Origin of the sequence: Gimesia sp. (assembly GCF_040219335.1) — a bacterium.
Taxonomy (GTDB): domain Bacteria; phylum Planctomycetota; class Planctomycetia; order Planctomycetales; family Planctomycetaceae; genus Gimesia.
Window position 1 is genome coordinate 290,967 of record NZ_JAVJSQ010000007.1, and the last position, 11,226, is coordinate 302,192.

Annotated in this window: 13 protein-coding genes; 6 read left to right on the plus strand and 7 right to left on the minus strand. The window is 53.1% G+C overall.

The annotated features are described in order from the left end of the window. Positions 1 to 23: 23 nt before the first annotated feature. Positions 24 to 338, minus strand: a complete 315-nt coding sequence (locus tag RID21_RS08460) for a hypothetical protein (RefSeq protein ID WP_350188202.1) — start codon at positions 336 to 338, stop codon at positions 24 to 26. Positions 339 to 841: 503 nt separating this feature from the next. Between RID21_RS08460 and RID21_RS08465 the strand changes: the two genes are divergently transcribed. After that, complete coding sequence (locus RID21_RS08465) at positions 842 to 2,173, plus strand: outer membrane protein assembly factor BamB family protein (protein ID WP_350188203.1); 1,332 nt, start codon at positions 842 to 844, stop codon at positions 2,171 to 2,173. 95 nt (positions 2,174 to 2,268) lie between these two features. Here the strand turns inward: RID21_RS08465 and RID21_RS08470 are convergent, their stop codons facing one another. Together RID21_RS08470 and RID21_RS08475 are read right to left on the minus strand one after the other, a co-directional pair. Beyond that, positions 2,269 to 2,667: a rhodanese-like domain-containing protein gene (locus RID21_RS08470; protein WP_350188204.1), complete on the minus strand. Its 399-nt coding sequence runs from the start codon at positions 2,665 to 2,667 to the stop codon at positions 2,269 to 2,271. Between the two features lie 107 nt (positions 2,668 to 2,774). Beyond that, positions 2,775 to 3,170 carry an ArsR/SmtB family transcription factor gene (locus RID21_RS08475; RefSeq protein ID WP_350188205.1) on the minus strand — a complete coding sequence of 132 codons (396 nt, stop codon included), beginning with the start codon at positions 3,168 to 3,170 and terminating at the stop codon, positions 2,775 to 2,777. 273 nt (positions 3,171 to 3,443) lie between these two features. Between RID21_RS08475 and RID21_RS08480 the strand changes: the two genes are divergently transcribed. Continuing rightward, on the plus strand, positions 3,444 to 4,178 hold the full coding sequence (locus RID21_RS08480) for a hypothetical protein (protein ID WP_350188206.1): 735 nt from the start codon (positions 3,444 to 3,446) through the stop codon (positions 4,176 to 4,178). 58 nt (positions 4,179 to 4,236) lie between these two features. Here RID21_RS08480 and RID21_RS08485 read toward each other — a convergent pair whose 3' ends face one another. Together RID21_RS08485 and RID21_RS08490 are read right to left on the minus strand one after the other, a co-directional pair. Then, entirely contained in the window at positions 4,237 to 5,394 is a 1,158-nt protein-coding gene (locus tag RID21_RS08485) for a UbiA prenyltransferase family protein (RefSeq protein WP_350188207.1), read from the minus strand. Next, positions 5,384 to 5,908: an RNA polymerase sigma factor gene (locus tag RID21_RS08490; protein WP_350188208.1), complete on the minus strand. Its 525-nt coding sequence runs from the start codon at positions 5,906 to 5,908 to the stop codon at positions 5,384 to 5,386. The genes RID21_RS08485 and RID21_RS08490 overlap by 11 nt, the downstream gene beginning before the upstream one ends. 275 nt (positions 5,909 to 6,183) lie before the next feature. Here RID21_RS08490 and RID21_RS08495 point away from each other — a divergent pair, with 275 nt between their 5' ends. The 4 genes from RID21_RS08495 to RID21_RS08510 all read left to right on the plus strand — a co-directional run bounded on the left by RID21_RS08495 (position 6,184) and on the right by RID21_RS08510 (position 10,082). After that, on the plus strand, positions 6,184 to 7,515 hold the full coding sequence (locus RID21_RS08495; protein ID WP_350188209.1) for a PQQ-binding-like beta-propeller repeat protein: 1,332 nt from the start codon (positions 6,184 to 6,186) through the stop codon (positions 7,513 to 7,515). Between the two features lie 202 nt (positions 7,516 to 7,717). Then, the gene (locus tag RID21_RS08500; RefSeq protein WP_350188210.1) at positions 7,718 to 8,404 is read left to right on the plus strand and encodes an ankyrin repeat domain-containing protein; all 687 of its coding nucleotides are present in this window, start codon (positions 7,718 to 7,720) and stop codon (positions 8,402 to 8,404) included. A 91-nt stretch (positions 8,405 to 8,495) separates the two neighbouring features. Further along, the gene (locus tag RID21_RS08505; protein WP_350188211.1) at positions 8,496 to 8,963 is read left to right on the plus strand and encodes a hypothetical protein; all 468 of its coding nucleotides are present in this window, start codon (positions 8,496 to 8,498) and stop codon (positions 8,961 to 8,963) included. A gap of 90 nt (positions 8,964 to 9,053) precedes the next feature. Then, positions 9,054 to 10,082 carry a phosphotransferase enzyme family protein gene (locus RID21_RS08510; protein WP_350188212.1) on the plus strand — a complete coding sequence of 343 codons (1,029 nt, stop codon included), beginning with the start codon at positions 9,054 to 9,056 and terminating at the stop codon, positions 10,080 to 10,082. Here RID21_RS08510 and RID21_RS08515 read toward each other — a convergent pair whose 3' ends face one another. Next, complete coding sequence (locus RID21_RS08515) at positions 10,083 to 10,766, minus strand: trimeric intracellular cation channel family protein (RefSeq protein ID WP_350188213.1); 684 nt, start codon at positions 10,764 to 10,766, stop codon at positions 10,083 to 10,085. A 20-nt stretch (positions 10,767 to 10,786) separates the two neighbouring features. Then, positions 10,787 to 11,128, minus strand: coding sequence for a zinc ribbon domain-containing protein YjdM (locus tag RID21_RS08520; protein ID WP_350188214.1), 342 nt, complete (start codon positions 11,126 to 11,128; stop codon positions 10,787 to 10,789). Positions 11,129 to 11,226: the final 98 nt, after the last annotated feature.

An 11,226-nucleotide genomic window follows, 5' to 3' on the forward strand; every position in this document is an offset into this window, starting at 1 on the left:
CGACATTGTCGCCGCTTCAACAATTAATCCTGGGGAAAGATCTGAACCAGGTGATAGTCGTCTCCCTCGCGGAGTTCGAGGGTCAGGTTGCCAGCCCTGTCAAATCGTCGGCGGAAGACGCACATGCCATGCTGGAATTCATCTTCCTGAATCAGATTCCCATCGCGATCGTGCCGGGTACAGTAACCATGCTGTCTCCCCTGAGCATCAAAGCGACCTCGCCAGACTTCGCCGGTCGTCTGATCCACTTTCATGACCGGCGCATCCCCTTTTAAACCAGGTACTACTGCCACAGATAAGACGGTCAGCAATAGTACAAACAGGACTTTGAAGTTCACGGAATGGCTCCTCTGGGCGCTCCTGTATCCTGGCGTGACCATCAATGGGCGCACTGTCAGGCTGGATCGGGAGAGATCTACAGGTAAGGCAGGAAATCAGTTGACGCTGGTTTCAAATGAACCAGCTGGAGCGCGGGGTGACTTTGGTGGGTGCTGCTTTTTTCATAAAGCAGTGCTGATGATCGCAGAAAACCCAGAGACGTCAATCGTCTCTCCCGCGATTGGCAGGCTTTTTTGTAAAAATGTTAAGAAATTCCAGATTTCTGTCTACAATTCCCTGAGACGGAGAGTGGCCTGGCTGTTTCCGGTCTCGAGAATCACCGATTCGATCGGTATTTCTTTGTGTAGTGTTGGTAAATCCCTTTAGATGACCTTGGCCTCGTTTGAGCCATTGCTACCGGCCTGCACATAATGGCTGATAACTTGCAGACCACATCAGTTTGACAAACATGTTTGTCTGCCTTGAGACGAGACCCGCTATCATGAAATTCAGGACGACGACTATGAGACCACTGCTGTTTGTTTTGTTTGTATTGTCATTGCCCCTCACCCTCTCCGCGCAGGAACAGTGGCCCGGTTTTCTGGGAGCGGGTGCTTCTCCCCTTAAGGCGGAGACCATTCCCACGCAGTGGTCGGCGGAAAAGAATGTCGCCTGGAAAGCAGGGATCCCCGGCTATGGACAGTCGAGCCCGGTGATCTGGGGCGACCAGGTGTATGTCACTTCGGTCGCAGGGCCAAACAAGGAGCAGCTGCACGTCGTCTGTTTTTCGCTTAAGTCCGGCAAACAGCTCTGGGATCACATTCAGCCTTCAACGTATCCCGAGAAGAACAGTGTCTACATCAGCCGGGCGGCACCGACGCCTGTACTTGATGAGAACGGCATCTACGCTTACTTCGAAAGTGGCGACATCGTGGCCCTCTCGCATGCCGGCGAATTGAAGTGGGCTGCCTCGCTGACGAAACGTTACGGGGCACCGAAAAACAAGTTCGGTCTGTCAGCGTCTCCCGTGCAGTGGCAGGATCGCGTGATTGTACTCATCGATGACGAAGGTCCGTCTTACATCACCGCGGTCAGCAAAGCGGATGGCAGTGAGCTCTGGAAGACCGATCGTAAAAGTCGCGTCAGCTGGAGCTCGCCGATGGTCGTCCCTGTAGGCGAGGCACAGCAGGTGGTCTGCAGTTCTGCCGGTTCCATCGACGGCTACGATCCAAAGACGGGTAAACAACTTTGGACCTACGACGAAGTGGGCGGTAATAACAAGACCAGTCCGATTCCCGCAGGCAACGGTGAATTCCTGATCGGCGCTTCACCCGGTCGGGAAGGCGATAACAACGAGCTGGCGAAAAAATCGAACGGTCTGTTTGTGATCAAACAGCAGGGCGCTGCATGGAAGCCCCAGTTCGCCTGGACCAATGCCAGCCCGACGCCCTCCTGGGGAACGCCCATTGTCTATCAGGGGAATGCCTACTGGGTGAACCGGGTTGGCGTGGTTTACTGTCTGAATGCCAAAGACGGAGAGTCAGTCTATACCAGCCGGATTAAAGAGTCCTGCTGGGCGACGCCAGTCGGCATCGGCGATCGTGTCTACTTCTTCGGCAAGAACGGCGTGACGACCGTTTTGAAAGCGGGAAATGAATTTGAAGTCCTTGCCGAGAATGAACTCTGGACCGAAGACAATCCACCGGTCAACAACGTTCCCACCGCCGAGGAAACCTCAGCTGAACGCCGCCAGGGCGTTGCCATGTTCTCGCGACCGACTCTGTACGGTGCAGCGATTGTGAACGGCTACCTGGTTCTCAGAACCGGTAGTCAGCTGTATTGCCTGCAGCCTTAAGTAGTGAAGCTGTTTCAGGAAAACAAAACAGGGGCAGGAACCGGTAACATCGGTCCCTGCCCCTCATTCATTTTATCAATTGATCATACGGTTGCCTATTTGGCTTTCTTAAAGCCGGCGTCAATCAGGTCATCATATCCGGGCTCGAGTGGCCGCACGTCGTACCCGTGCTTCAAGAGAACATCAGCCGCCTTACAGGAACGGAAACCGGCTGCGCAATGCGTGTAGATGATGTGTTTCGTGGAAAGCTTCATATTCAATGCTTTGGGGGTGATTCCATTGCTCAGCGTACTGAGGGGTAGAAAAGTCGCACCGGAAATGTGACCATTATCCCACTCAGACTTTTCGCGAACATCGACCAGGACGGCTTGCTTGTTATTCAGATTCTTTTTGACCGTCTCCAGAGAATCTTCAGTGGGATCTGCCCCATTTCCAACACTCACCAGCAATAAAGTGCAGGCCAGCGACAGTAAACACGACTTACAGAGATTCATCTTAAATAAACTCCTTTGAAGTTGATGATTAACAAAAGGGATTTTTCAGCCTCTAGTCTGGTTCCGCTGATTCAAGCAACGAGTTCGAACAGCGGGACGGCCAGGTATTATGTTGTCCTGCTGCTGCAGGGGGAACGTTGTGTCTGAGAATTCGAATTTTCCTGTCTCTGCCGGGCTCGTTCCCGACGTTGTTTATCCGCCTTCAACTGGGCAGGCGAGCGTTTGATAACGGGTTCTTCACGACCGAGTAATTTCAGCATGTCCCCTACCAGCCTGGGGCGCGAAAGGTAGTAGCACCGCAGAGCACCTTCCTGGGCGAAGTCCACAAGCTTCGCATTACGCAATACGCACAGATGCTGTGAAAGGTTCGCCTGTCGCACAGGTAATAACTCTTCCATGTCGGTGACGCACTTAGGACCGGCCAGCAGTTCCTGCAGAATCGAGAGCCGGGTGGTATGCGAAAACGCCTTCAGTGTCTCCGCCGCAGTTTCCGTTTCCATCATGAGCGATTCAGTTCAAATTGGTTATGGATATTCGAATATTGTAATGTCGGGTCTTAGACTGAACAACGCCTGTTTCCTTTTCGTGTCATTCATGAATTTCGTGGTTCACTCATCGTTTGACGGTTGGCAAGTCTGAGATACTTTAAATCAGTTTTAGCAGATCGCTTATACAGACTATGACAATAACTGGTATGCTGTGTGTATGAGATATTATGAATCGGGTCTAACGAACGTAGCTCTTTTTGAATACACAAATCAATCAGGGGAGTCATGATGTCGAAGCATATTTCATTTCTGAGATTCGGAAACAGCTTTTTGTTTTTAATGCTGGTCTTCGTTTTACTGTTGAATATGGATGAAATCAAATCAAGTATGCTTGATTCCCCTGACTATCCACCTGAGGAAATGCAGGGCTCGAGCTTTCTGCCTGAGGATGATTCCGAAAGGATTGCCAGCCTGCCCAAAGATGAAAGAATCACATATACAGAGAAACCATATTTCTTGCCTATGGGGCTCAGTGACTGGGAGCGATTTAGACAATTAGAGGAACACAAGATCGAGTCAATCCGCATCTTCATATCTGGTGGCAGGATACCTGGCAAGATTATTGATGGTGATGATTATGCTGATGTGACAATCAAAGATCCTCAATTCTGTAGAGTGTTTTCTATTGCACTCCAGCCCAGATATATTTTACGAACCCCCTGTTCAGATTTTGGTAGGAGTTTTGGTGGGTATGGTTCAGGAGCCGCCTTAGGTGTGATGAAAGTGCATTATAAAAATGTTAAGAAACCGCTTATTATTGGTATCGCAAAAATCGGGTTTTATCTGGATGTCTGGTATGGGAGTGAAAGGCAGACTTTTTATTCGAAGGCTCTCGCCGTGGCTGTTGATCAGGCATTGAGAAAGTACTCAAATTTACGAATGCCTCAGGAATATCTCGCCAGACAATCCGGGAGTGCTTTTTTAACTCTCCCGGATGAGTTGAACGATCTGGACAAAAAGTGAGACCTGAGGGGAGTCTAGTTAGAGGCAGATTCTCAAAACGCTAGAGTCATTCATGGTTTCACTCACCTGCAGCGTCTCGTTCGCGTGCCTGGGCTGCTGACCGGATGGCGGCGCGGTTGGCATAGGTCATGCGGACTTCTTTCAGGGTCTGTTTCTCAGACGAAGTTAACGACTGCACTTCCAGCGTCACGGTCTTTTCTGGTGGATGTCCCATGCGGGCCATTAGCTCCACGAGGTCTTCCTCAAAGCGTTTCTGCCATTTCTCGCCGTAAGTCTCTTTGCTGAAGTCAACGATCTCTTTTGCAGGAATGCCGTTGAGTGCAATCAGCCTATACCATTGGTCGTTTGCTTTCACCTCCGGCTGTGAGTCCTCCCAGCGAACGGCTTGGAAAGGAGCACGTTTCGGATAGTGCTGGCCGATACCAGGCTCAGAGTCCCAGTTCTTCGCCTGGTAGATAATGAAGAACACAACCAGCATGAGGGCGATGAACAGCACCAGGCCAACAATCAACTGAACCGGCGAGGCGCACGGAGCCGGCGGAATCTTGCCCGGAAAGGGAAGGTTCGGCAGTGCGATCTGACCGTTGATACCCTCGTCCGTGGTTTCCTGCTCAAGGCTGGCGCGCAGTTTCTGTAATTCTTCCCGCCGCGGGATGAGCTGTTCACGCACGACGCGTTTATTCAAAACATAAATCCCGCCATACAGGGCCAGGACAAAGCCTTCCAGCAGTACAAAGAAAATGAGGGCGTACAGCCAGCCAGAGTCCCGCGACTGCCAGGAGACCTGTGCGAAGAAAGCCGTAATGGAAAGCGTGGGCGGCAGCAGGTACCACCAGAGGATATTCTTGAGCAGCCAGATCTGTTGTTCCACTTCAGCCAGGGAACGCTCCACATATTGTTGCAGCAGTGGTCCTTCTGATTCATCGGACTCGGGCTGATGACGTTTGCGGTAGAGCAGCATGAACCCGGCGATCCACAGGAATACCGGCACACTCAGATACCATGTCCAGGGGAGATCCAGCATAAAGCCCATCACGAACCAGACAGGAATCATGATGACCGCGACCCCGACTTCACCGAAATCGCGATAGGAAATCATCGTGTTGAATTGGCGCTGATCTCGCTGCACTTCTTCACGGAGCAGGTCCGCATCAATGATCACCCGCGTCTGCGCGGAGTGCGCCTGCCAGGCTTGCTGGAATTCATCAGGAGCCATCGCTTTCCCCTTTCATCAGTTCGTTCAATGCCTGCCTGGCCCGATTCAGTTTCACGCCAACGTAGTTTTCAGAAATTCCCAAGACGTCGGCCATCTCTCGATAACTCAACTCTTCCAGGTAAAGCAGCACCAGCGCCGCATCGGTTTTCGGCAACTGGTGAATCGCCTTGTAAAGCTGTTCGACCAGATCGCGCTGCTGTGCGGTGGCGGCGCTGTCGGCCTCTGCGGCTGTCAGCATCTGCACTTCCAGCAACGGTTTCTGTCGGACCCGCCACGGTGCTTCCTTTCTGCGCCAGTTCATCGCCGTGTGTAATGCCACGCGATAGAACCAGGTGGCCGGGCTCGACTTCTGTTCGAACTGCGGCAGTGACTTCCAGGCCTGCAACAGAATCTCCTGCGCCAGATCCTGGGTCTCTTCCGCGGTCAGGGTGTAGGCGCGTGCCACTTTCCAGACCGAAGCACCATGGGCGTCGAGCCAGTCCGTAAACAGCGATTCCTGTGATTGGTCATGCACGAGAACACCCCTTTCCACAGGTATTAGTACCCGCTGCGGGGGGCGACTTACAGAAAAAAGGTGTCGTATGCGGATTTCTCAGAAAATAATCGACCGTTCAGCTCGGTAACAATCGATCTGGTTTCTATTCGCACCCATACACCATAAAACGTTACAGAAAAATTCATGAATCAGGGCCTGTAAACCCTGCTGCCGTCTACATAGAATTGACGCTAAGCGTTCCTCTTGAGAAGCGACTCAATACCACCAGCGAAAGACCAGGAAACGAATAGATCATGCTACGTTTGAAACGTCCTTTGTGGACAACTACGTTATTGACGACCACCTTGTTACTCATCTCCGCCTCCACGCACGCCGCCGACTGGCCGCAGTGGCAGGGACCGAACCGCGACTCCATTTCCGCCGAGACCGGACTCCGCTCTACCTTCCCCGAAGACTTCAAAACCGTGTGGTCCTTCAAGGACTGCGGCATTGGTTATTCCGCTCCTGCTGTGGTCGATAACATTGCCTACCTGCTGGGTGCCGACAAACAGGAGAACGGCGACTACACTGAATTTGTGCTGGCACTGGATCCCAGCGGCAAGCAGCTCTGGAAGCAGGAAGTCGCCCACTACAAGGAAGGCATCATGCTGACCAAATGGGGCCACGGTCCGCGGAGTACGCCCTCTATCGCCGACGGCCGCCTGTTTGGACTCGGCGCCAACGGCGACCTGTTCGCCCTGGATCAGAAAACCGGCAAACTGCTCTGGAAAGCGAATCTCCGTGAAACCTACGGCAGCATGCTCAGTGGTGCGCGGGGCAAACCGGAGAATACCTGGGGCTATTGTGAGTCACCCCTGGTGGACGGCAACCATGTCATCTGCACACCCGGCGGCGAGCAGGGCGCGGTCGTTGCCCTCGAAGCGGCGACCGGCAAGCTGGTCTGGCAATCCAAAGAACTGACCGACCCCTGCAGTTATTCCTCGACCGTGATCGCGGACTTTGGCGGGGTGAAACAATACGTCGTGCTGACCGCGAAACAGCTGGCGAGTGTTCGCGCTTCCGATGGCAAACTGCTCTGGACGGCCGAAGTTCCCGTGAATGAAGTCGCCGTGATTCCCACGCCCATCGTGACCGGGAACCGGGTCTACACGACCTGCGATTACGACGCCGGCTGCGGCCTGGTCGAAGTCAACAAAGACGGCGATCAGTTTACGGCCAAAGTGCTCTACAAAAACAAGACTATGAGCAATCACCACGGCGGTGTCGTCCTGATCGACGGCAAGATTTACGGCTGGACCGGCAAAACCACCTCACGCGGTCGCTGGGTCTGTCAGGATCTGGAAACGGGAGAAAGCGTCTGGATGGAAGGCCGCGCCGCACCTGCGGGTGCCGTGATGGCCGCGGCTGGGCACCTCTATTGTTTTACGCAGGACGACGGCGTACTGGTCTGCATTGAAGCCACCCCGAAAGGATTCAAAGAAACGGGCCGCTTCACGATTCCGGAACGCACAGAAAAACAGAGCATCCTCGGGAAAGTCTGGGCCCGACCCGTCATCTCTAACGGCCGACTCTACCTCCGCGATCAGGATCTGCTGTTCTGCTATGACATTAAACAGGATACATGATCTCCAGTGAGGCAGGGACGATGGAATTAAAAAGTGGTCAGCGTTTCATAAACAGACGCTGACCACTTTCGTTTGAAAGGCGACGCAAAAAAGTACTGGCCGACCTGCCTCGTTCGGTTTAAATTAAGGGATAGCATCATTTTTAAGACAAATTGATGGCGGGCAGTGACTCATAACAAGATGAGGTCAAGAGAAAAGATCTATGAATCACCCACGTTGGTTGAAGCACTTAAGAATTTTGGCTCTGCTGATTATGCTTTCGCTTCCGGTACTGTTTCTGTCCCTGCGGATCGTGAAAGCAAGACAGAGTCCTTGCGCATTATATGAATCCATCAGGTTCGATGACGTTTCGAATGCAGAGAGACTGATCAATCAAGGTCTGGTAGATCAGCCCTGTCGTGGAATCTATCCCATACATGCAGCAGCGATGCAATCTAATCAGCGCCTGTTGCAATTCATCCTGAATAAAGGTGTTGACCCGAATCGCCCCGATGATGAAACCGGAAAAACGCCGCTGATGTGGGTTGTTGGCAACTCCGGTCTTGCACAGACCAGAGATGTCGAGTGCTTTGACTGTTTACTTGCATCAGGAGCCGATATTAACACAAAGTCAAAGTATTACGAAAATTCTGTTTTGAATCATTTTGCATCTAATGGAAACGCTCGATTAATCAACGAACTGATTGAGCATGGGGCAAATATAGATACTCAAAATAAAAGAGGCCAAACTCCTCTGCACACGGCTGTTGAAGCCGAGAATATCAACGCGGTAGAAGTTCTTCTTAAACACCGTTCAGATACATCTGTTGTCGATAATAACAATGAAACGCCCCTCGAGATCGCGAAACGTTTGGATTTACCAGAAATTCAAAAGCTGTTGACTGAGTAATCTGGCAAGTGTTTCTATTTGAACTGATGAGTTCATATTGAGTTGACGGGTTACTGCTAAAAGGTCTGTCATGAGCAGTCGGAAGGCGTCAATGAAAACGTTCGCTCTCCCGTCGAAACGCAGACGCGTCCTGCTGGTTTGTCTGGCAGGCCTCCTGCTGGGGGTGTGCGCGTATTGTTTTACCGGTGAGGAACCGCGTCCCCTGACGCCGGAGGAGCAACGGCTGGTGGGGGAATGGAGTGATGGCAATTCTGGGATCACGCGCGGTTTCCATGCAGATCGGACCATCTCCACGTCGAATAGTCAGTACGCCGGACGCTGGCACATTGAGGACGGGAAGTTAAAAGTCGTTGCCTGGGAACTGTTTGAACTGCCGCGTTCGCTCAGTCTTTCCAGCATCCGGTTGTCGTGGAACAGTCTGCAGCGTCATTTTGAGGAGGAGAAATACTCCTGGCAGATTGATTTCCTGAAGGACGGCCGAACGATGACGCTGAATCATCCCGTCGACGAGCAACATCCGGACGGGAAATGGCTGTGGACGAAGCAGATGGACCGTTGAATTTCTGATCCACTCTTCCAGAACCCGAGGCAGGTCCGTATAGTCGTGCTGCGTTTGGAAACTTTCCGGGGTTTATTTCAGGAGCCGTTCGTGGATCCCAATCATTTGCTGGTAGACGATTCGCTGCCTTATTATAACGCGCTGACTCAGTGTATTGATCACTGGGGACTGGTGCCTGAGAAGACAGAATTAGTCCGCGATGGGGTGAACCACGTCTTTACCACCGAATTCGTTAACGGTGCACCGGTCATAATCCGGATCAGTGATGGCAATCTCCGGGAACGGGGCGAAGTGCTGGGCGAACTGCTCTGGCTGGAGCATCTGATCTCTCATGGATGTACGGTTACGACGCCGATCCCTTCGCGTGGCGGCGAACTGCTGGAATCGATTGAAGTCGACGCAGGTACGATGCATGTCTGCTGCTTTGAGCGTTTCGGGGGTCGACAACTCGACCCCGCGACCGACGCCCAGTGGAATGAGGAACTCTTCCTCAAGCTGGGACGGGAGATCGGTCGCATCCATCGGGCTTCGGAGGAATTACAACTCCCGACCGACCACGATCGTCTCTCGTGGCATGAAATCAGGCTCGGACAGTTTCCGGATCCGCTGCCTGATTATTTTCACGCCGAGGTCGTCGAAGCGATGCGCGGGTATTACGATGACTGGCGGAGCCGTTCTACCCCTGCAGGACACTATGGACTGGTGCACCGGGATCTGCATGCGGGAAATTTTCTGGTCGAGAACGGGGATGTGCAGATCATCGATTTCGATCTCGGTTGTTACGGCTGGCGGACGATGGATTTAGCCGTTCTGCTGTTCATTTACTATTATTATCCCAGCCTCCGCGTGCCTGGCGCGACGCCTGAACTGGCCGGCCATGTGCTGGCCAAACTGGTAGAGGGCTATCGCGAGGAATTTACGCTCGACCAGAATCAGTTGGCAACGGTCGCCGACATGATGATGTTGAATACGATCAACAACTACTTTCTCATGCTACCCGACCCGGAACACTGGCAGGCCGCGATGGGCAACCCGCGCATCACAGTCGCGGAGAGCCTGACCTGGATCGAGCAGCTCTGGCTGGACAATCGGAAACTTCAGATCAGCCTCGAGTTGTGATTAATTGGAAGGGGGGCTGTCTGAGTCCTGCTTCGAATGCATGGCATTCTCTTTCGATTGAATGGTCAGCCAGAGTGGGACGTGCAGGTCCCAGTGGATCACGGCGCTCCGCAGACTCATGATCAAAGCAGAGCAGCCGACGCCAATCAGGACAGCATGTTGGGGCAGCCAGGTGACCAGCGCAACAAACAGGATACAACCGAGGGTGACGGGAATCGCGTAGATCTCCCGCCGCATTAACAGTGTGGGCTGTCCCGCGAGGACGTCACGGAGCAGGCCACCACCGATCGCAGTCAACACGCCCAGCAGGACCGGCGCGACCGGCATACCGAAGTCGATCCAGATGACTTTCTGCGCTGCCTGGATCGCAAACATCGAGACCCCCAGTGCGTCGAGATAAAGCATGGTTTTGAAGATCTCTTTGCGCGTCATATGCCGGTTCATAAGAAACGCCAGAAAGCTGGCGCCCAGCGCAACCCAGATGTAATTCAGATCCGCGGCCCAGAAGACCGGTACACCCAGGATCACATCACGAATGGTGCCGCCGCCGATCGCGGTGATCAGCCCCAGCACACAAGCGCCAAAGAAATCGACACCGCGCGGCGAGACTGCCAGCACGCCCGTCACCGCAAAGGCAACTGTGCCAATCATTCCGAGGAGGTATTGTAAGTCTGCAACGCTCATGGTGAACCTGCTGACGCGCGTCAGGCTTTCTTCACGAATTCGGATTTCAGTCCCATTGAACCAATCCCGGGAATTTTGCAGTCGATGTCATGATCCCCTTCGACCAGGCGGATGTTCTTGACCTTCGTTCCCACCTTGACGACCGACGAAGAGCCCTTCACTTTAAGGTCTTTGATGACGGTGACGGAATCCCCATTCTGCAGGATGTTGCCGTTCGCGTCTCGCACGACGGGGCCAGTCGTTTCCTCCGCAGCCGCACTCTCCGGATTCCACTCGTGGCCGCATGACGGACAAACCAGCAGGCCTCTGTCTTCGTAGGTATATTCCCCAGCACATTCCGGGCAATTCGGTAACTCGCTCATGTTCGTATCCTGCAGCTTGTCTGATCAGTCTTGCAGCACCGCAACTCCACCCGGCGCCTGATGATATAAGAATAACGAGAGACTGATTTAGAGAACAG

What these genes read in the sequence shown, in the direction of transcription:
- RID21_RS08480 (WP_350188206.1), top strand. Translation starts at nt 3,444, where the DNA reads ATGTCGAAGCATATTTCATTTCTGAGATTCGGAAACAGCTTTTTGTTT.
- RID21_RS08475 (WP_350188205.1), bottom strand. Translation starts at nt 3,170, where the DNA reads ATGATGGAAACGGAAACTGCGGCGGAGACACTGAAGGCGTTTTCGCAT.
- RID21_RS08520 (WP_350188214.1), bottom strand. Translation starts at nt 11,128, where the DNA reads ATGAGCGAGTTACCGAATTGCCCGGAATGTGCTGGGGAATATACCTAC.
- RID21_RS08485 (WP_350188207.1), bottom strand. Translation starts at nt 5,394, where the DNA reads ATGGCTCCTGATGAATTCCAGCAAGCCTGGCAGGCGCACTCCGCGCAG.
- RID21_RS08465 (WP_350188203.1), top strand. Translation starts at nt 842, where the DNA reads ATGAGACCACTGCTGTTTGTTTTGTTTGTATTGTCATTGCCCCTCACC.
- RID21_RS08470 (WP_350188204.1), bottom strand. Translation starts at nt 2,667, where the DNA reads ATGAATCTCTGTAAGTCGTGTTTACTGTCGCTGGCCTGCACTTTATTG.
- RID21_RS08515 (WP_350188213.1), bottom strand. Translation starts at nt 10,766, where the DNA reads ATGAGCGTTGCAGACTTACAATACCTCCTCGGAATGATTGGCACAGTT.
- RID21_RS08500 (WP_350188210.1), top strand. Translation starts at nt 7,718, where the DNA reads ATGAATCACCCACGTTGGTTGAAGCACTTAAGAATTTTGGCTCTGCTG.
- RID21_RS08495 (WP_350188209.1), top strand. Translation starts at nt 6,184, where the DNA reads ATGCTACGTTTGAAACGTCCTTTGTGGACAACTACGTTATTGACGACC.
- RID21_RS08505 (WP_350188211.1), top strand. Translation starts at nt 8,496, where the DNA reads ATGAAAACGTTCGCTCTCCCGTCGAAACGCAGACGCGTCCTGCTGGTT.